We start from the raw sequence: 20,432 nt of genomic DNA on the forward strand, positions 1-20,432 counted from the left end.
TCTTCAACTTAACCTTCTCTAAATAGTCCGAGATGTTATTAAATAATTTCACCGTTAAAACAACAAAGAACATGTTAAAAAACCACAAGGAAAAATTTTTCCCTTGTGGCTTTTTTCATTTGAAATCTATTTAGAGTGACCTCTTAAATGGTTTGACTATTCTTCGTCCCAAACCTTAACTTCTTGCATAACATCGCCATTACGCATTCTTAAAACTGTATCCATACCTTCGATTACTTGACCGAATACTGTATGTACTCCATCTAAATGTGGTTGTGGCTCGTGAACGATAAAGAATTGGCTACCACCAGTATCTTTTCCAGCATGTGCCATTGATAAAGATCCAGCTTTATGTTTTAATGGGTTACCTACAGTTTCACATTTGATTTTGTATCCTGGGCCACCTGTTCCATTACCGTTTGGATCTCCACCTTGAGATACAAATCCAGGAATTACACGGTGGAAAGTTAATCCATTGTAGAAACCTTCACGGATTAATTTTTCAAAGTTTTCAACTGTACCTGGTGCATGCTCTGGGAATAATTCGATTAAGATTTGTTCGCCATTTTCAAACGTAATACTTGCTTTTTTCATAATAAAAAATCCTCCTTATGTATGTACAACTTTATAAGACTTAATTGTCCTATATTTTTTCATTACTGAATAAATTAGTAACGCTGATATTATCATACAAAAAACAAAAAGTAATGACAAGTTTTCGAAAATGACTATAATAGTGTTGTAAGATGTAAAATTTGGATTATTGTAAAGGGAGTGTCTCTTTGTTAAAACGAAAGTTATTAGCGTTCACCATATCAATGGGATTAGTAGCTATGCCTTTATCGGTATTTGCTGATGCTGTTCCGGGTGAAACGATTGTTACTCTTGGGCAAAATTTATCTGAAACGCAAAAGAAATCATTATTAGCTGAAATGGGTGCGCCATCTGATGCTAGAATTGTGACTGTTTCAAATCAAGAGGAGCATAAATATTTAGATGGTACTGTGCCTAGTGCTCAAATCGGTACTCGAGCTCTTTCATCTGCTATGATTACAATTGGTGAAAAAAATACAGGCATCGTCGTTCAATCAAATAATATTTCATGGGTTACTAACTCAATGTATACAAATGCTTTAATCACTGCTGGATTAAAGGATGCAAATATTGTAATTACTGCACCATTTCAAGTCTCTGGTACAGCTGCTTTAACTGGGATTATGAAGGCTTATGAGCTAAGTTCTGGTCAAGTTATACCTGATGATGTTAAAAAAGTAGCAAATGAAGAAATGGTTAAAACTGCCGAACTTGGTGATTCAGTAGGTAATGAAAAAGCTGTACAACTTGTCACTAAAGTGAAAGAAGAGCTAGCTAAAAATCCAAACATGTCAACCGATGAATTAAAATCATTAATTGATCGATTAGCAAAGGATCTTGGAATTACATTAACTGCTGATCAAAAAGCTAGTTTGATGAATTTATTTGAAAAAATGAAAGATTTAAATATTAACTGGGATCAAGTAGGAAACCAATTAACAAAAGCTAAAAATAAAATCTCAGATTATCTAAATTCTAAAGAAGGCCATTCTTTTATTCAAAAACTTAAAGATTTCTTCTCTGCATTATTTGATGCGATTGTTTCATTATTTAAATAATTATGAAAGAAACCCGGTTACTTAAAAAAGTAACTGGGTTTTTTTGATGTTAAAATTCAAGCTACAAATAAAAGATGAAATATTGCAAATAAATCGTTGGCTGCAAATAATTATCAAAACAAATAAAAAGTGCTGTTGAGATACCTCACTAGCACTAGTACATTTTTTAAAATTAAAATGAGGGCGCTTATTTGTCAGTTGATCTGACTCCTGAGACAGCCCCCTTCCTTTATTCTTAAGTCAACAAATCAAATGGTAGCATCACCGATTGTTTTTCCACCTTTTTTATGTTGACTTTCACTAGCTTTTGTACGGACAACTAAGTGCCAAAATGCTCTGCCATCGAATGGAATAAATGGCCAAAAATAAGGTGTATTTAAAGTATTCAGGCTTGCTAAAAACAGAATGAATAATGTCGAACCAATCATAAAGCCTTTAACACCTAATATTGCTGTTAAAATTAAGATTCCAAACTTGGCTAATTTATTTGCAAGTGCTAGCTCATAACTAGGCGTAGCATATGATCCAATCATTGACACAGCCGTATATAAGACTACTTCTGGTTGGAAAAGACCCACATCAATTGCGACTTGTCCAATTAATACTGCTGCAATAATACCCATCGAGGTGGAAACTGCATTTGGTGTATGTATACTTGCCATTCTGAGGAATTCAATCCCCAAATCAGCAATAATTAATTGTAAATAAATTGGAATATTACTTGTTTCTTTTGGTCCTATATAACTTAATGATTTTGGTAATACCTCTGGATAATTACATAATAGTAACCAAAATGGTAATAAAAAGACTGACATAAAAATCCCCATATAACGACACCATCGAAGGAATGTTCCGACAGAAGGAGTTTGTCTGAACTCTTCTGCATGTTGCATATGGTGGTAATATGTTGCCGGCGTAATGATTACGCTCGGAGATGTATCCACGATAATACATACATGTCCTTCAAGTATGTGGTTTGCAACGACGTCAGGTCTTTCTGAATATCTAACTAAAGGAAACGGATTATACCCTTGCTTTAATATAAATTCCTCTAATTTCTTATCTGACATTGTAAGACCATCAACGTGAATACCTGTAATTCGATCTCGAATTTCTGTAACAAGTTCCGCGTGTGCTAAACCTTCTATATACGATAAACAAACATCAGTCTTTGAACTTTCACCTACTTGAAGAATTTCATTTCTTAAATTTTCATCGCGAATACGTCTTCTTATTAGCCCAGTATTATTAATAATGTTTTCAGTAAAACCATCTCGCGAACCACGTACTACTCGTTCGGTATCTGGTTCAGTTGGTCCACGCCCAGGATAGCTCCTAACATCGACTGCAAGTCCTTTATCTTCTCCGTCAACTAGTACTACAATCAAACCAGATAATACTTTCTTTATAACATCTTCAAATGTTAAAACAATCTCTACAGATTGATGGACAATCGTATCCTCAATATTTTTAAACATCGATTTATTTTTCTCGACTTTTTCTAGCCCGATTAAGTCGTCTAAAAATCTTTGAATAAAGCTTGTATCCGTTAATCCGTTTACATAATATAGATTAACTTCAACTTTATTTACAAAAATCACACGTTTTCCGATATCAAAACTTACTCCATAACCTATTCGATCACTTATTGTATAAGCATTTGTAACTAGTTTATTTGTTAGTTTAGTTGGCTCTTTTTTCGTGGTCACTGGAGTTCACTCCTCTCGAGGATATATTCAATTGCTTTTCGTGTAATAGGTGAGCCGATTTCAATATCATCTCTCCCACCCATTTTTCCAATATCACCGATCCCTAAAATGAAGGGGATATTTAGTTGATCTAAATTATAAACGGTGTCTCCATTTATTCTTCCGATTTCAATATCAGGAACTCCATACTTATCGACACCGTATTCAGTTAAATTCCCTTCATTATCAATGCTTACATCCACTTTTGTCCATTCTTGATGATGTGTATTTGATGCTACTGCTAATGCAGCAATAACTTCAATATGTTTATCACTCGCTACATATTTTAAAGCCTTTTCTCCAGGACCTTCTCCCATAAAGCCACTGTCATCAAACAATACAAATACTGGTTCTTTTTGTGCTTGCATAATGATTTCAACCATTCTCTTTCCAGAGAATTTAGTGGGATTACCTTTCGATTGTGATATTGTGCATCCGCCAAATTGTTTTGCCAAATACTCAATACTCCGATGTGCATATACATCTCCGTCGGTTACGATAATGATCCTTTTCTTTTTCATAAGTTAACCTTTTGGCTTAAAAATTAGAGCAATTATAAATGAGAATAAAATTGCTGCCGAAATGCCAGATGAAGTTAGTGAAAAGATCCCCATTCCAATACCTATAAAGCCGTGGTCATTTGCTTCTGCCATCGCTCCGTGTAATAAAGAATGACCAAAACTAGTAATTGGAACGGTTGCACCCGCACCAGCAAATTTTATAAGCTTATCGTAAATGCCAAACCCATCTAAAATTGAACCAATTACAACAAAAATACACATTACATGCCCTGGTGTTAACTTTGTGAAATCAAAAAGTAACTGGCCTACTACACAAATTAAACCTCCTACTATAAAAGCATTAACAAAATCCATCTGAACACCTCCTAACAGCTTTCGAAAACGACAGCATGTGAAATAGTTGGAATTGATTCTTTCTGTTGAATCATTGTTGGGCTTAAAAGAGCGCCGGTTGCTGCTACCAAAATCCGTTTATAAGTACCTTTATTTAACTCTTGAAATAAATGACCATATGTTACGACCGCTGAACAAGCACAGCCACTTCCACCAGCAAAAACTTCCTGATTTTCTCGATCATAGATTAGCAATCCACAATCATTGTATTTCCCTGCCATATCATATCCTTCTTCTCTAACAAGTTGTTCGCAAATTGGTGCACCAACAGCTGAAAGATCTCCAGTTACGATAAAATCATAATCATTAGGTGTTGTATTTGTATCTTTAAAGTGTTGCACGATTGTATAAGCTGCTGCTGGTGCCATCGCAGAACCCATGTCGAATGGATCTGTCAAACCTAAATCCTGAACTGTACCTATTGTGGCGCATTTTACTTTTATTTTGCTTTTTTTATTGGAAAGGAGAACACTTCCCGCACCAGTTACTGTAAAAGTTGCCGAATCAGGTTTTTGTCCACCATATTCTGTAGGATATCTATATTGTCTTTCAGCAGTAGCATTATGGCTACTTGTTGCTGCCAATGCCATTTTTGCATAACCACTATCGATTAACTGTGCACCGAGTGCAGCCGTTTCCATTGAAGTTGAGCATGCTCCAAACATACATAAAAAAGGTAGTTGCAATTCTCTTGCCATAAAGTTCGCAGTAACATTTTGATTTAATAAATCACCTGCTAAAAATACATCGATATCTTCGACGTTTTTGTTTGCTTTTTTTAATGCAACTGAAACTGCATTTCTCATTAATGCTCTTTCTGCTAATTCCCAATTATCTTCACCACAGTGAAGATCTTCATAAGCATAATCAAATTTGCCAGCTAACAGTCCCAAGTTTTCTCTTGGTCCTACAGCGGTTCCAGATGCTTGGACATAAACACCATTTTGAAACTCCCAAGTTTGTTTACCGACTAAAGCCATATGTACTCACCTCCTATAAGAATACTTTAAATGCGTATCGTATCATTCCGACGACGTATGCCGAAACAACTCCATAAACAATTACACAACCAGCTAGTTTAAACATATTTGTTGCAACCCCTAGAACTAGACCTTCACTTCTATGTTCCATAGCAGCACTCGTCATAGAGTTGGCAAAGCCTGTTACAGGAACAGCGGATCCTGCACCTGCAAATTGGCCAATTTTGTCATATATACCTAACCCTGTAAGTAAGCTAGAAATTAAAACAAGTGTAGCTACTGTTGGATCACCGACATTTTTATCAGTAAAGTTAAAATAGTTTATATAGATTTTTGTAATACACTCACCTAAAAAACAGATAAATCCCCCAACTAAAAATGCTTTAATACAATTTTTTAATACCGGCTTTTTTGGTTGGTATGGTTTGATATTCTCTTTATAATTAGCTTTTAATTTCCCACTCATTTCATCCATCCTTTACTCTATAAAATAAATCCAATGAAATAACGAACCAAAGACTTTACCTAGTGCGATCGCCATTAATAAGTACACAATTTTCTTTTGAATGCCAATTCGTTTCGCTAAAATTGGAAAAACGTTTAAAACCTCAGTTAATGCGGCAGCTAACATTCCAATAAAAATACCTGCTAACAGCCCAATAAAAACTGAAAATATATTCGGCAAATTAAATACGGTATTTCGTAAACTAATCCAGCAACCAAAAATTGCTCCTAAAATGACTGAAAACTCATATGCACGAATTTTTTTAATCGTTTTTGTTAACTGTGTTAGTCTCGGAATAATTCCAATAACCGATAAAAATGCTACAAAGCCCGTACCAACAGCTATACCTCCCGAAAACCCTACAAACACTATAAACAAATCTCTAATCATCGGTATTTACACTTTTGTTTGGCTTTTTATTTTCGTTTACTAACACATATTCATCCATTGAGCGTTGATACTGAAACATTTCTACTTCAAGAGGGCTCGGCTCTTCGTTTAATCTAGTCTTAAACCATTGATTAAAAAATAAAATCATCCCAATTCCTAGTCCAAAAGAATATGGTACTTGAAGTAATAAAGGTTTATGATTATGTTCTCCTGTAATCATATAGTAAATTCGTTGTTGAACCTGCTGCATGCTTACATCTTCATGGAAATAAATGATTGCTAATGAAGAACCCGTAAATAACAGGATCCAAACGAAACAAAACAGAAAGAAACGATCCTTTGAAACTTCATTTTTAAGTTCTATTATGCACATCGTCACTCCAACGAGCTCAAACGAAATATCAGGTTCAATTTCTTGAATTAATGGCAAAAGATCGAGAATATCAATAACTGTATGTGTACCATCCTCCTTTTTTGATTCATGTACAATGATTTTTTTAATTTGGGCTAAATCAACATTAATCCCTTGTAATCGTGCAATCTCTTCTAGATGTACACGTTTACCTACTTGTACAACGATCCGATTAAGTAACTTAATATATAACACCTTATTCATACTTTCCCCTCAGTTTCAAAGCTTTATGAATTCAATTACAACTAGTATGTGAAAACTTCCCAAAAATATAAGTCCAGGAAGATTGAACTAAGTAGTTTGGTAAGTAAAAACAGGAAATGTTAGGCGTCATCCCGATCAAAAAAAGCATTAGGTAGTCGAATTTGGAGATGTTTCATCTATATTTGAAACAGGAGTTTATAGTAAAAAGACAAAATAAAAAAGCTGAAAAATCGTTTTGTATTCAATACGATTCTTCAGCTTTTTTAGCTATGATTTTATTTAATTTTGTCTTTCATTTGTTGGAGAATTTTTTTCTCTAGTCTTGATACTTGCACTTGAGAAATTCCTAATCGTTCAGCAACTTCTGATTGAGTTTGATCTTTATAGTATCTTAAATAGACAATTAATCGCTCTCGATCATCTAATTGTTTTATCGCTTCTTTTAATGCAAATTTTTCAAACCAATTTGTTTCATGGTTATCAGCAATTTGATCTAACAATGTAATTGGATCCCCATCATTTTCATACACCGTTTCATGAATTGATGAAGGAGCTCTACTAGCTTCTTGCGCAAGTACAACATCCTCTGGTGTAATTTCCATATGAGTAGCAATCTCGTTAATTGTAGGCATTCTTCCAAGCGTTTTACTTAATTCTTCTTTTGCTTTTCGAATCTTATTATTCGTTTCCTTTAATGAACGACTCACTTTAACTGTTCCATCGTCTCGAATAAATCGTTGGATTTCTCCGATAATCATTGGAACAGCGTATGTAGAAAATCGTACATCATAAGATAGATCAAATTTATCTACCGATTTCAATAAACCGATACAACCAATCTGAAATAAATCATCTGGTTCATATCCACGGTTAATAAAGCGCTGAACAACTGACCATACCAGTCTCATGTTGTGCCCGACGATGCTGTCTCTAGCCAATTGATCTCCAGCCTGACTACGCTTAATTAACTCTTTTAATTCATGATCCTTTAACTGCGCACGGGGTTGATCTTGCTTGACTTCTACGTCCATAGGCGGATTCTCCTTAATTACTTAAAACATTGCTATTTGATAAGTACTTTTTAACCGTAATCGTTGTACCAACATTAATAGTGGACACAACTTCACATTGATCCATGAAATTCTCCATAATCGTAAATCCCATGCCGGATCTTTCTAAATCTGGTTTTGAAGTATATAAAGGTTGCATTGCTTCATCTAAATCAGAAATACCAATTCCTTCATCTCGAATTGTTAAAGTTACTGTCTGATCTTCAAGTAAAACTGAAATGAATACGATCCCTTCAGGATTATTTTCATACCCATGAATAATCGCATTTGTAACAGCCTCAGATACTACAGTTTTAATTTCAGTTAATTCATCTAAAGTAGGATCTAGCTGAGTAATAAATGCAGCTACAGTTACACGAGCAAATGATTCATTTTGACTTAATGCAGAAAATTGAAGGTTCATCTCATTTCGCATTATGCCACCCCCAATACATTAAGTCCATTTGACTCATCATCAGCTAAATGAACGATCTTAAATAAACCAGACATATCAAATAACCGCTTAATTGATGGAGAAATTGAGCATACAACCATTTCTCCACCTTTATTTCGAATAACTTTATATCTACCTAAAATGACACCTAAACCAGAACTATCCATAAATGTTAAATGCTCAAGATTTAATAAAATATGTTTGATAGTCCGTGACTCTAATACCTCATTTACTTGTAAACGTAAATCCTCAGCAGTGTGATGATCTAATTCCCCTGCTAGTCTTACACAAAGGATTGCATTTTTCACTTCAAGTTCAATATTAAGACTCACTACAATAACCTCCTTATTTGACGGTTATTGAAAGTTTCGTTAAAACTAAACCGAATTCCTTCATGCATGACAAAACTAGTGGGAAAACGCCAAATCTTTTAGGAATACTCGAAATTAGTCGGAAAAAATCAGTTGAATCCACCAACAGTACGCTTAAATAAATCATACCAATTCGCTTTACTTACCGATTTATTCGCCACTAAGTCTGTTTTAGATAAAACTTTACTACCTTGTTTTAAGACTAAAACTCCGACAACTTCCCCTTTTTTAATTGGTGCTTGAATATTTTTGTTAAGCTTAATATCTTTCGTAATTTTATTCAGTGCCTCACCCTTCTTCAATACAACTGAAACTGGGCTTTTTGTAATAACATTTACACCTTTAGACTTACCTTTGCTAATACTAAGTCTTTCGATATTCTCACCTTGTTTAATTAATTGCTTTACTTGATATTGATTAAATGCATAATCAAGCATATTTGTCATTTGTGCATTTCTTTCTTTAGAAGTAGGCGCACCCATAATTACGCTAACTACTCGCATGTTGTTCTTCTTAGCAGTTGCTGTTAAACAATATTTTGCTTCTGCAGTAAATCCAGTTTTCAATCCATCTGCACCTGGATAAAAACGAACTAGTTTATTCGTATTAACTAACCAAAATTGTTTTTCAGTATCTTTTCTCAAGTAATCCTCATAAGTACCAGTAAATTTTGTGATTAATGGATATTTTAAAAGCTCTCTTCCCATGATTGCCATATCATACGCTGATGAATAATGACCAGGTGCAGGTAACCCAGTTGGATTTTCAAAATGTGTATTTTTTAATCCTAACTGTTTTACTTTTTTATTCATTAAAGCGACAAATGCCTCTTCTGTACCTGCAATTTTCTCTGCCATTGCAACTGATGCATCATTTCCCGATGCGATTGCAATCCCTTTTAACATTTCTTTTACAGTCATCTCTTCGCCAGGTTCTAAAAAGATTTGTGATCCGCCCATTGACGCAGCATGTTCACTTGTCATTACTTTATCATCCAGCCTGAGTTTTCCTTTATTGATTTCTTCCATAATAATAAGCATTGTCATGATCTTAGTCATACTTGCTGGTGGAAGCTCTTTTCTAGCATCTTTTTCATATAAGATTTTGCCAGTATCTTGTTCAATAATTACAGAAGATAATGCATTTTTTGCCAAACTTACATCATTATTTTGTGTCTCTCTTGCATCTACTTTAGGTAGTGATAAAGAAAAGATCATAACACTACTTAAAAGAGTTAGTAATACCCTTTTCATCTATAACCCTCCATTCTTTTCATACATATTTTTTCCAAATATAAGTAGTTTAATCAAGTACAGAAGAAAATATTAGAAAGAATGGAACTATTTACATACATGAGAACATATGATATAAGTAAAGTGTATTAATTATACTCATACACTTAATACACTCCATACACTTAAGAAAACATTTGAGGTGGTGATCTCTTGATTATTATTTTAGACCCAAGAAGCCATTTACCGCTTTGGGAGCAAATTGTTCTACAAACAAAAGAGCAGATGCTAAGAAAGATTTTGGTAAATGGAGATAAACTTCCTTCCGTACGTGAATTAGCAACCACATTGGTAATTAATCCAAATACTGTTAGTAGAGCCTATCAAGAACTAGAGCGCACTGGCGTCATCGAAACGATAAGGGGTAAAGGAACATTCGTAATTGGTTTAACGAAAGAGACTGTTTCAACAGACACCCTTTTAAAATATAAAAATAAACTGTCCAATTTATTAATTGATTGTTTAACAGATGGCGTTGAAGTGGAAGAAATAATGAATTGGGTAAAAGAGTTTTATTCTAATAAAGGAGCTGAATAGTTTGCTGAAAATCCATCATTTAAATAAAAAACTCGATGAACAGGAAGTATTAAAAAATCTAAACTTTCAAATCGAAAAAGGTAAAATCACAGGCTTAATCGGTAGAAATGGAGCTGGTAAAACGACTCTTTTAAGGACGATCGTTGGCATTTTATCTCCAGACGAAGGCTCAATACTAATTGATGATGAAGAGATTAACGAATCACCAATTACTAGAAGACAAATTGCATATATGAGTGATTCTACAAATTTCATTAATCAATATAGTGTGAAAGAACTTATTACGATCTATGAAAATTCATATCCAAACTTCAATAAACACAAATTTTTAGAAGCATTAAATAAATATAAGTTACCTAATACATCTCTACGTAAATACTCTAAAGGGATGAAAACACTGATCTATTTATTATTAACCTTTTCGACTAATGCAAAATATGTCATTTTAGACGAACCGACTAACGGTTTAGACCCAGTCGTTAAACGGACTGTTTTGCAATTAATAATTGAATATGCAAGCACAGAATCAGTTGGAGTTATTATTTCATCACATCATCTTGCTGAGCTTGAGAAAATAATTGATCAATATTTATTTATTAAGGACGGAAGAATTAATTCAATCTCTACAATGGAAGAAAGTACGAATCAATTTTATAAATTACAAGTAGCATTTGAAAATGGCTTACCTAAAATATTGGAAGAAGACCCATCTATTTCTGTATTCTCAAAAACCGGCAAAGTAGCAATTATCATTATTAATGGAAATAAAGACGAATATATAAAACGAATGGAAAATGAAAATCCGCTTCTTTTAGAAGAACTTCCATTGACTTTAGAGGATTTATTTTTCATAAACGATGGAGGGGACTTATATGTTTAGTAAAGCATTGTGGCTAATAAATTCTAAACAATCTAGGCTTGCACTTATTTTATTATATCTTGTCTACCTGATTATTCTTCCATTTAGCTATTACAATAATACGAATGAATTAAATCGAGCATTACTAACAAATCCGAGTAATCCGTACCTTTATATAACTGACTTTAGTATGCTAGCAGTTATTTCACCGATTATTGTATTAATCCTAAGTATCTTATTGATCGGAATTGGCCGTAATACAGGAGGAATTGATTTTCAATTTTCACTTCCATACTCACCGAGACAACTTTATTTATCAAAATGGATGTTTGGAATTGCTCATATTTTTATGGCGACTGTTGGATTAATTATTTTAACTCTATTAATCCATTACAATACTAATCTTCACAAATATATTGATGCTTCATCATTTGTAACTATTTTTACTGTCATTTTCCTATTTACGATTGCTTTTTTTACTATTGGTCTATCGATTGGAACAATTACTGGTCATTATTTTTCACAAACACTTTTCACTATTTTTACGATTTTCTCACCTAGTATTATCTATTTTAGTATCTATTCAAATTTAAATGGCCTCTTTAACTATAAATTAACTGGTAATAGCTTTGAAAAACTGATTACTAGTTGGTCTATTCCATATCTAGCTGGCCAACTATCAATTTCAAAGGATTTTAATGAACAAATCGTTGATTATCCAACTATAGACTATGGAAATTTAACGATCATTATCCTTTATATCGTTGCATTTTTAATAATCGGGTTATTATGTTATAACAGACATGCGAATGTCAATAATGGCAAATTATTCGTATATAAAAAATTCGGGTTTTTCGTAAACGGATTATTTGTATATCTTACAGCAACATTAATCGCTTTACTAACATCTACAATTGCAAATGGAAATAACACGATTATTTACGTGATTGGATTAATAATAGGTACCGTTGTTGGCTATTTCTTCTATAAACGATTAAATAAATTTTTTGATTAATGTTTTTCAAAAAAATTCATAAAACACCAAAATAAAAAGCGCTGTTTCTCAGTAGAGAAATCAGCGCTTTTTTTTATGTGATAAAATTCAATGCGAAACGTACAAAGAATAATGCTGAAATTGCCACCATATATGGTGTGATTTCAGTTTTCTTACCTGCTGCCATTTTAACTAATGGATAAGCAATAAAACCGAATGCAATTCCGTCAATAATACTATATGTTAAAGGGATGAATGCTAAAATTAAGAAGGCAGGTATTGCCTCAGTAGGATCATCCAATTGAATATCTGTAATGTGTTTAACCATTAATGAACCGATTATGATTAAGATTGGTGCAATCGCAGATGTTGGAATATATGCTATTAATGGCATAAAGAGTAAACAACCTAAAAATAAAAATCCAGTTACAACAGAAGTAAGACCTGTTCTACCACCAGAACTGATACCTGCACTACCTTCAACAGCAATAACTGTTGGACTAGTTCCAAGTAAACCGGATAAAATAATACCAAACGCAGTTCCTTGAACAACCTTTTGTTGCTTATGCTCTTGGTTTATCATGCTTAATTGACCATGAATAATACCGATTGATTCAAATAATACAACCATCGTTAACGAAAATACTGCAATCCAAAATGGAAAACTCAATATATGAGCAAAGGTCAGTTGTCCGACAACCTCACTAGCAGATTTCATTGTTATTCTCGATGTATCATGTGCTTTTTCAATTCCACCATGTAAAATGAATGAAATGATTGTACCTAAAATAACCGTAATTAAAAAGTTTGCAGGTACATTTTTAATAAAAAGATAAATCGCAATACCTAGTGTAATAACTGTTGCTAAAACATCCATGTTTGTAAAATTCGCGATGGATACAAACGTACTTTCATTTTTTACAACAATCCCACCAGCTTGAAGACCGATAAATGTTAAGAAAAATCCAATTCCAACTGTAATTGCACTTTTTAGTGATAATGGAATAGCAGTTGTTAATTTCTTAATTAATTTTGTGAATGATAAAATTGATAATAAGATTCCACTTACGAATACAACAGCAAGTGCTTCTTTCCAATTCATTCCCATTTCTCCAACCATAGTATAAGTAAACAATGCGTTGATGCCCATTCCTGGAACTAATACTAAAGGTGAATTACTCCATAATCCCATCATAACGCTTCCAAAAAAAGCTGACAGAATTGTGGCAATCATTGCACCTTGGAACGGTATACCTGCATCATGCAAAATTGTACTATTAACGGACAAAATATAGACAAGTGTTAAAAAAGAAACTGCACCTGCAATCAACTCCGTTTTAATGGTCGTACCGCTACCTTCAAGATTAAACTGTTTGTTCAATAAATTTTTCAAAGAAATTCCTCTCTTTTAGTGTCTCCCTCTCCCACCCATGCAACAAGGCACGATTACAATTATACTAAATTTAATCAAATAATTAAACAAGAAAATAATTTTCTTTAGTGTTTCATTTATAAAAACTTTTTGACAAATCAGGATTGCAACGAAAACAGTGCCTAGTATCCCAATTAGTTGAGCAACTCCTATATATTTTTTTAGTTTCATTTCGTAAGATAAAACTAGAGAATTATATTAGGAGTGTTTATTTTGAAAGAACTATTTAAGAAAGTGTCTGCAGCAATTGGTTTTACATTGCTAGTTACAAGTCCCATTATCTTTCCAATGTTGTTTTTTTTATTTGGAATGTCTACTGACGCCGATGGTACTGGGGCTGGTAGGGAATTTTCAGGATCCTTTTATTTTACAATGTATTTGTTAGTATATTTTATTGCCATCATACTGATTACATCTATTATTACTAAATTGATAATCAATAAAGGTACAGTATTTAAGCTTATTAGCTGTATCGGCTTATTGTTTTTACCCTTTATTTTACAGAGATTTTCATTCACTGACATGTATGGCTTTCTATTAATCCCAATAGGGGTTATCTTATTAATCACTATAGCGATCTATGAAAAACTCGATACGTGGAAAAAGCCGTTTATATGGTTTTTAATCTTCTTTCCATATATCATTTTCGTACTTATGTTATTTGGAAGTTTAAGTATTTAAAAGAGATATAAATTTTACAATAAACAAAATCAAACAACCCCTTCCATAAAATGGTGGGGTTTATTTTTTTACTCTTCATTCCTTGATATCCTACTAAGGAATTGAAATTATGTAGCTGTTACGTTCAACTTCCCAAAGATAGTAAAAAGAGATCGTCCCAAGAGTAGACCTCCAATAGCAAATATTATAGATAACCATATTCCACTTTCACTCAATGCTAAATACGATGGAATTAAAATATTTAAAGAAACTTTCAGTGAAATTAATAGAATGATTGATCCAATCACCCAGAGCTTCCTTTTTCCAGAACCGATTTCCCCTCGTTTTTCACGAGTGATTGCCCACCCTTGAATGATCCCTGTTAAGATACCCATAATGATTCCCGAGAGTAACAACAACCATTCAATTGCTCCAATTTTATTCATCTGATAAGCCCAAATCCCCCCTAAAATCAGCATTAAGACCCCAATGAAAAAAAGCGTATTTAACTTTTTCAACTCTCTTCCCACCTTTGCGAGATATATTACATTAAATAAATTATACTGACATGTAAAATTTATTTAATACGTCCTCAGGCTGAATTATAGAGAGAAATAAGTTTTTATAACGAAAATTACTTTTGTGTATTTAAAAATCCGAATGAAAAACTACCATTTAATAAAACAAAAAAACTGCAATTAAGCAGTTTTATGAACTTCAACAATCCTATATCGAACCTCTAAAGTTTGAATCAAATAAATTTTCTCTATTAAATTTTTAAGCTAGAATTTCTCCCCAGTCATAATCGACATAAAATCCTTATAAAACCCTTCATAATCTAACCCTATTGCGATATGTTGTTGCTCTCTTCCATCAAATTTCTCAGGAGTATTTGTTACTCGAAAATCTGCAATACTTTGACCTCTAGCTACACCTGTTGAATCAATGACAACAGCAGATTGATAGAATTTAAATAGATCGCTTCGAATGACTGCCATGAGAGTTACTGCATCATGAACTGGACTCCCCTTTATGCCCGGTACCTGCTTTTGATAAAAGTTAAAATAATAATAATCTAATAGTGGTTTTACAAGATCAGTTTTCCCTTTAGAATGAATATAATTGGCCATTGCAGGAGTAACTATGGCATTTTGTGTTACATTTAATGGAAAAATATATGCACCTTTTACATATTTCATAACGATATTAGCTGCGATCGGATCTCCATGAAAATTCGCTTCTGCAATTGGTGTAACATTTCCAGGATATAGAAATGCGCCACCCATGATATAGTAAGAATTCACAGTTTTCATCAGATCTTCGTATAAGATAAATAAGGTGGCTAGCGAGGTTAACCTCCCAGTATTCACAATAATTAGTTCGTCCTTATACTGCTCAATCAACTTGATAACTTCATAAAAGTTTTCTAAGTTCTCTAACTTTAAACCTGGATCGATTGGGCCTAAACCAAACGGACCATGTATATCAAGGTAATAGGTTGGGATTTCTCCCGTCATTGGTTTCTCAGCACCACCATAGACTTTAATATATTCTTTTCCTGACCTTTTAAGTAAAAAACGAACATTCCTAGTCGTTTCTTTTTTAGAAACATTGCCGTAATCCGCCACAATCCCAATTATATTAATATCTTCTGTTAATCTTGCATAAACCAAAGCAATCGCATCATCAATTCCTACATCTCCGAAGAATAACACTTTCTTTCCCATCAGCTTAGCTCCCTTTATATCAAAACTTTGGAACATTTTTTTTTATTATTTATTCCTTTGATATAATGGTATGTAGTTATCTATTTGAAAAGTATAAAAAACATCCTATATTTTCACTATAGGATGTTTTTTATATCCCCATATATTTCATTCATCGGGATTTATATAATTTCATTTTTTAACAATTCAATTTTTCATGATATTCATAACACTTTTTTATTTAATTGAATTTATCTACTTCTAATAAAACTTTGATATCTTGTGCCTTGAAATGTAAGTTCTCCATCATCACCTTCAACAATCATTCCGTATTCAGTATCCTTTACCTGGAATTCTAACCGATCTCCACTTTCTACTTCGAACGTTACAAAATAATTACTATATGACGAATGTTCCCTGCCACCATGTACTGCTGTTCTTTTAGTTATAGCTTTCGCTTTTACATTTAATTTTGGTGAGTTGTTATTTTTATTCCATTGTGTAACTCCTTTTATTATTGAAAATAAAACAATGGATATAACAATTACAAAACTAATACCAATGAAAATTGGACCAAACGTAAACATAAAATCTTCACCTTCAAACATTTTACCCCTCCTAGCAAGTTGAATAGAATAAATTTAGGTATATAAATTTTATAAGTAGTTTAATATAGGAAAAATAATAAAAAATAATGTTATAAAAATAATAATCCCTTTTGCAACATACCAGTGTAATAAATGGAGACCATCTATACAAACAGGGAATTACTTCCTCATTCTCTTTTTTGTACCGTTCTCTTGTATACACAAAAGACATCAATAAGATTCCTACTCCAAAATTATCCTTATTCTACTAATCTACCATGTAGTACAATAAAAAGACTACTTGAATAGTAGATTCCTGTTAAACTAAAGCAATGCATTAGTTAAAAAGAATGAATTTAAATCTAATGCATATTCCGTATCCTTAACTCTCCATTTTCCTTTTTTACTATCCCTAACCAGCGTCGAACTAAAATTATCCATCGTTTTATTTGCATCCCAGCCACCTACAACTGTAGGAGCGGTTTTAATGGTAGAAAAGACAACAATGGCATTTTTATTTTCCATATACGCTTCAATTGTATCTGCATCGATCGCTTGAAACTCTGAATAGTGTAGTTCCGTAATTGTGCATCCTTCATTATTTTCATCTTTCTTGAATTCTTTCTTGACTGTATCAAACGCAGTGATAATATCGTCTAGTGAACTTTTTAGATTGTCCTATTCTTACTTTTATATTATCAGCATCTGTATAATTATCTTCCGCTTGTTCAACTCTCCATTTTCCCTTTTCATTATTTCTAATTAAAGTCCAAGCATTTCTAGTCTGAGTCGAATTTGGCTTCCAACTTCCATCACCACCAGAAGAATCTACTTCAAAGTTAGAAAGCAAAACAATTACATTTTTATCGCCTACAACCGTTTCATAACCGCCACCATTATTCATATAATCTTTGGTGATCGCAAGAGAATCTTTTTCTGAATACCATAGATCCGTCAGTGTACATCCTTTATAACCTTTGAATTTTTCTTTTACTGCACTTACTGCTGCATTTATTTCGTCCTTAGTGAACTTATTTGAATGTCCTACTTTTACCTTTACAGTTTCAGCATCAGTTTGGTGCTTATATAATAGAATTGAAGACACAACAACTATTAAGATAAAAAGAGAAATTAATCGTTTCTTATTTTTCATACTATGTATTCCTATTTTTATTTTCGTTTAACCAAATTTCCAGTTACTCCCATAAAAATAAGTATACAGTATAGAACTACGAGTGTAATTTGGGGTAATTTCGTCATTTTGACACGAAAATTGAACTTATTTATATTCACCTGCTATATAGTTGAATATAGAAAAGCTACCGAAGCAACTTAAAAGTTGTTCAACTCAACGTCAGATTATAAAGAATTTAGTCTAGCATTTTTTTTCAACAAAACAATATGCGATGCACCTCTTGTCAAATGGTTCAATAAATGTTAGGATTGTGTTGCTGTAAAAATAAATCGTAATGAGGTGAGGATAACAATGAAAACAAAAAAATATATGTCTTATCCTCATATTGCTATTTAGTTTGTTATTTTTATATAAATACCATTAATTAAGCTCTGAGGGTAGGATTCACTCTCAGGGCTTTTATATTTTTAGGCAGAAGGACCGTTCAAGCTTTCTTGCCGATCTATTCTATGACAGCCACTTACTGAGTGGCTGTTATTTTTTTGGGCCAAAAGGTTGGTCAAGGCAACAAAATTGGTTTTATTTTGAAATTGATAAGGATTTAATCGATTATCATACAAATTGATCTGAACTCTATTAGGGGGATATTTATTGAATTACTTAGGATGGAATGCATTTTCCACGGAAAATTTCAAAAAGTGCAGGTTTATGTTTGAACAGGCTACTTGGAGATTCGAGACCGAACCGAATAGTTATTACCTTGTTCCAAAGGATAAGGGACCACCTAATCTAGCTATCGTTTCAACTTAGGAAATTAAATTCCTTTATTCACAGCTTTCCAAATATGAAAGGATGATGCTTTATTAAAAGACTAGCTCAATATTTTCGTTCATTACAATCCGGACAGTCATCATATAGTATGATTTACGAAGACCCAACCTATTGGAATAATGAAGTTGCCTACTACATTGAAAGGACGCATAAACTCACACAAGATAAACCTTGTATCACCATACAAATACCTTTTGACCGTCTCGGCTTAGATGAAAATATGAATCAAATTGTTCTCTCGGATTTTGCATTAAGAGAATGGGTTGATCATATTGAGGCATTAAATGAAGTGATTTATAACCGGTCACGTTCTGATAAAGAAAACGGTGCTTTTTATTGTTTTCGTCCAACCAATGTGTTGATGCAACGTAATGCATCTTTTGTCGAAGTTACCTCAGGAAAATGGTATTTATGTATAATGATTACAGTTCAACTTCCATTCAAGGATAATAATAAAGCAATGCGCATGCTCTGCAAAATGCTTCCAAAAGAAGTGGAGAAATTTATTGCTATGTTTGATCTCATCAAATTAAATACTGCTTTTGAATTGGCAAAAAAACAAAATATGATTCGCGAATGGCTAAAATCTAGTGGTTATTGTGCGTTTATTGGGAATGGCAGCATTTTGCCAAGAAATAAAGACAATAGCGCCCCACTAGAGGATGCCTTGCCTTTTACATCCCCAGAAGATGTTGAAGTAGAAATTTGTGGTATGCGGGGAATGGGTATAAAACATGGCGTGACGGTCATTACCGGCGGTGGTTATTCGGGTAAAAGCACTTTGCTAGATGCACTAAATTCTGGGATTTACAATCACATCAAAGGCGACGGACGAGAATTTGTGATAACAGATCAAAGTGCAATGGAAATCTCTGCAGAGGAAGGCCGCTCCATAAAAAATATCAATATTACGCCTTTCATAAAATGGATACCCCATAATTCGGCTGAACTGTTTTCGACTGACTACGCCTCGGGTTCCACATCTCAAGCTGCAAATATTATGGAGGCAATTAACTACGGGTGTAAGCTTCTTCTTATTGATGAAGACAGAAGTGCGACCAATTTTATGATTCAAGACAACAAAATGCGTTCATTAATCAAGCGCGAACCCATTACACCATTTACAGAACGTGTAAAGGAGCTACATGAGGCTGTTGGCGTATCTTCTATTCTTGTTATTGGAGGGAGCAGTGAATTTTTAGCTGTAGCCGATCAAATCATCCTAATGGACAATTTTGTGCCAAAAATCGTAACAGAGGAAGCAAAAAATTTATGTGAACTCGAAATACCCCGAGAGCGAATCCCCCATACAAAATGGGAGATAGAAAGAAATATAACTACCGATCACTTTTCGAGCTATCCACAGGGCAGTGGTACAGAGAAGTTGATCGTTTCAACGATGGGATATATGATGATCGGTGATGAACAAATTGATATTAGAGGGCTTTACAATATCACATCACACGCACAGCTTGCAGCGATTGCCTTTTTAATTCGAAAAATAGCTATAAGGAATCAGGATCGCACCATCTTTCTTCATGAAAAGATCAAAAAAGAACTTGAAGAAATGGAGAAAGAAGGAGTGGATATTGTATTTTCTTCCTTTTTTCCTGGTTTCGAAAGATGGCTTGAATTACCTAGAATTAATGAAGTATTATCTGTCATAAACCGGATGAAACATTTGAATTTTATTCAACCTGAGCCATCTGAACATCTCTAA

The 20,432-nt window shown here is 33.3% G+C and carries 24 protein-coding genes; 6 read left to right on the plus strand and 18 right to left on the minus strand.

Annotated features, from left to right (window positions below; translation table 11 throughout):
* Positions 1-156: 156 nt before the first annotated feature.
* Positions 157-594 carry a peptidylprolyl isomerase gene (locus AN960_RS03435; protein WP_056466860.1) on the minus strand — a complete coding sequence of 146 codons (438 nt, stop codon included), beginning with the start codon at positions 592-594 and terminating at the stop codon, positions 157-159.
* A gap of 224 nt (positions 595-818) precedes the next feature.
* Here AN960_RS03435 and AN960_RS03440 point away from each other — a divergent pair, with 224 nt between their 5' ends.
* Positions 819-1,652, plus strand: a complete 834-nt coding sequence (locus tag AN960_RS03440) for a DUF1002 domain-containing protein (RefSeq protein WP_056467055.1) — start codon at positions 819-821, stop codon at positions 1,650-1,652.
* A gap of 248 nt (positions 1,653-1,900) precedes the next feature.
* Here AN960_RS03440 and AN960_RS03445 read toward each other — a convergent pair whose 3' ends face one another.
* The 11 genes from AN960_RS03445 to AN960_RS03495 all read right to left on the minus strand — a co-directional run bounded on the left by AN960_RS03445 (position 1,901) and on the right by AN960_RS03495 (position 9,932).
* Positions 1,901-3,301 (minus strand): spore germination protein, encoded by a 1,401-nt coding sequence (locus AN960_RS03445; RefSeq protein WP_082459356.1) that lies wholly within the window; start codon positions 3,299-3,301, stop codon positions 1,901-1,903.
* 56 nt (positions 3,302-3,357) lie between these two features.
* Positions 3,358-3,921, minus strand: coding sequence for a stage V sporulation protein SpoVABEA (gene spoVAEA / locus AN960_RS03450; RefSeq protein WP_049819788.1), 564 nt, complete (start codon positions 3,919-3,921; stop codon positions 3,358-3,360).
* 3 nt (positions 3,922-3,924) lie between these two features.
* Positions 3,925-4,275, minus strand: a complete 351-nt coding sequence (gene spoVAE / locus AN960_RS03455) for a stage V sporulation protein AE (RefSeq protein ID WP_056466865.1) — start codon at positions 4,273-4,275, stop codon at positions 3,925-3,927.
* Between the two features lie 11 nt (positions 4,276-4,286).
* On the minus strand, positions 4,287-5,294 hold the full coding sequence (spoVAD, locus tag AN960_RS03460; RefSeq protein WP_056466869.1) for a stage V sporulation protein AD: 1,008 nt from the start codon (positions 5,292-5,294) through the stop codon (positions 4,287-4,289).
* Between the two features lie 13 nt (positions 5,295-5,307).
* A complete protein-coding gene (gene spoVAC / locus AN960_RS03465) occupies positions 5,308-5,760 on the minus strand; it encodes a stage V sporulation protein AC (RefSeq protein ID WP_056466871.1) in 453 nt (150 codons plus the stop codon).
* Between the two features lie 12 nt (positions 5,761-5,772).
* The gene (locus AN960_RS03470) at positions 5,773-6,189 is read right to left on the minus strand and encodes a stage V sporulation protein AB (RefSeq protein ID WP_056466874.1); all 417 of its coding nucleotides are present in this window, start codon (positions 6,187-6,189) and stop codon (positions 5,773-5,775) included.
* On the minus strand, positions 6,182-6,805 hold the full coding sequence (locus AN960_RS03475; RefSeq protein WP_056466878.1) for a stage V sporulation protein AA: 624 nt from the start codon (positions 6,803-6,805) through the stop codon (positions 6,182-6,184). Before AN960_RS03475 ends, AN960_RS03470 begins: the two co-directional genes overlap by 8 nt.
* Before the next feature lie 275 nt (positions 6,806-7,080).
* Positions 7,081-7,836, minus strand: a complete 756-nt coding sequence (gene sigF, locus AN960_RS03480) for an RNA polymerase sporulation sigma factor SigF (protein ID WP_056466881.1) — start codon at positions 7,834-7,836, stop codon at positions 7,081-7,083.
* Between the two features lie 13 nt (positions 7,837-7,849).
* Entirely contained in the window at positions 7,850-8,290 is a 441-nt protein-coding gene (gene spoIIAB / locus AN960_RS03485; protein WP_056466884.1) for an anti-sigma F factor, read from the minus strand.
* Positions 8,290-8,640 carry an anti-sigma F factor antagonist gene (gene spoIIAA, locus AN960_RS03490; protein ID WP_025672020.1) on the minus strand — a complete coding sequence of 117 codons (351 nt, stop codon included), beginning with the start codon at positions 8,638-8,640 and terminating at the stop codon, positions 8,290-8,292. Before spoIIAA ends, spoIIAB begins: the two co-directional genes overlap by 1 nt.
* 128 nt (positions 8,641-8,768) lie before the next feature.
* Positions 8,769-9,932 carry a D-alanyl-D-alanine carboxypeptidase family protein gene (locus AN960_RS03495; protein ID WP_056466886.1) on the minus strand — a complete coding sequence of 388 codons (1,164 nt, stop codon included), beginning with the start codon at positions 9,930-9,932 and terminating at the stop codon, positions 8,769-8,771.
* Between the two features lie 195 nt (positions 9,933-10,127).
* On the opposite strand from AN960_RS03495, the gene AN960_RS03500 reads away from it, so the two are divergent.
* From AN960_RS03500 to AN960_RS03510, 3 genes are read left to right on the plus strand one after another with little or no spacing between them, the layout of a single operon-like run.
* Complete coding sequence (locus AN960_RS03500; RefSeq protein WP_056467058.1) at positions 10,128-10,508, plus strand: GntR family transcriptional regulator; 381 nt, start codon at positions 10,128-10,130, stop codon at positions 10,506-10,508.
* A 1-nt stretch (position 10,509) separates the two neighbouring features.
* Positions 10,510-11,388: an ABC transporter ATP-binding protein gene (locus AN960_RS03505; protein WP_056466889.1), complete on the plus strand. Its 879-nt coding sequence runs from the start codon at positions 10,510-10,512 to the stop codon at positions 11,386-11,388.
* The gene (locus AN960_RS03510) at positions 11,381-12,382 is read left to right on the plus strand and encodes an ABC transporter permease subunit (protein ID WP_056466892.1); all 1,002 of its coding nucleotides are present in this window, start codon (positions 11,381-11,383) and stop codon (positions 12,380-12,382) included. Before AN960_RS03505 ends, AN960_RS03510 begins: the two co-directional genes overlap by 8 nt.
* A 73-nt stretch (positions 12,383-12,455) precedes the next feature.
* Here the strand turns inward: AN960_RS03510 and AN960_RS03515 are convergent, their stop codons facing one another.
* Positions 12,456-13,754: an NCS2 family permease gene (locus AN960_RS03515; protein WP_056466895.1), complete on the minus strand. Its 1,299-nt coding sequence runs from the start codon at positions 13,752-13,754 to the stop codon at positions 12,456-12,458.
* 252 nt (positions 13,755-14,006) lie between these two features.
* Between AN960_RS03515 and AN960_RS03520 the strand changes: the two genes are divergently transcribed.
* A complete protein-coding gene (locus AN960_RS03520) occupies positions 14,007-14,474 on the plus strand; it encodes a hypothetical protein (protein ID WP_056466897.1) in 468 nt (155 codons plus the stop codon).
* A 107-nt stretch (positions 14,475-14,581) separates the two neighbouring features.
* Here the strand turns inward: AN960_RS03520 and AN960_RS03525 are convergent, their stop codons facing one another.
* The 5 genes from AN960_RS03525 to AN960_RS03545 all read right to left on the minus strand — a co-directional run bounded on the left by AN960_RS03525 (position 14,582) and on the right by AN960_RS03545 (position 17,899).
* Positions 14,582-14,971, minus strand: coding sequence for a hypothetical protein (locus AN960_RS03525; protein ID WP_082459347.1), 390 nt, complete (start codon positions 14,969-14,971; stop codon positions 14,582-14,584).
* 264 nt (positions 14,972-15,235) lie between these two features.
* Positions 15,236-16,180 carry a nucleoside hydrolase gene (locus AN960_RS03530; protein ID WP_056466901.1) on the minus strand — a complete coding sequence of 315 codons (945 nt, stop codon included), beginning with the start codon at positions 16,178-16,180 and terminating at the stop codon, positions 15,236-15,238.
* 230 nt (positions 16,181-16,410) lie between these two features.
* Complete coding sequence (locus tag AN960_RS03535) at positions 16,411-16,767, minus strand: DUF2500 domain-containing protein (RefSeq protein WP_056466903.1); 357 nt, start codon at positions 16,765-16,767, stop codon at positions 16,411-16,413.
* Positions 16,768-17,070: 303 nt separating this feature from the next.
* A complete protein-coding gene (locus AN960_RS03540) occupies positions 17,071-17,271 on the minus strand; it encodes a hypothetical protein (RefSeq protein ID WP_056466906.1) in 201 nt (66 codons plus the stop codon).
* Between the two features lie 109 nt (positions 17,272-17,380).
* Positions 17,381-17,899 carry a hypothetical protein gene (locus AN960_RS03545; RefSeq protein ID WP_056466908.1) on the minus strand — a complete coding sequence of 173 codons (519 nt, stop codon included), beginning with the start codon at positions 17,897-17,899 and terminating at the stop codon, positions 17,381-17,383.
* 901 nt (positions 17,900-18,800) lie between these two features.
* On the opposite strand from AN960_RS03545, the gene AN960_RS03550 reads away from it, so the two are divergent.
* On the plus strand, positions 18,801-20,432 hold the full coding sequence (locus AN960_RS03550) for a P-loop domain-containing protein (RefSeq protein ID WP_056466911.1): 1,632 nt from the start codon (positions 18,801-18,803) through the stop codon (positions 20,430-20,432).

It is taken from the genome of Bacillus sp. FJAT-25509, assembly GCF_001420605.1.
In the GTDB taxonomy this organism is placed as follows: Bacteria; Bacillota; Bacilli; order Bacillales; family Bacillaceae_G; genus Gottfriedia.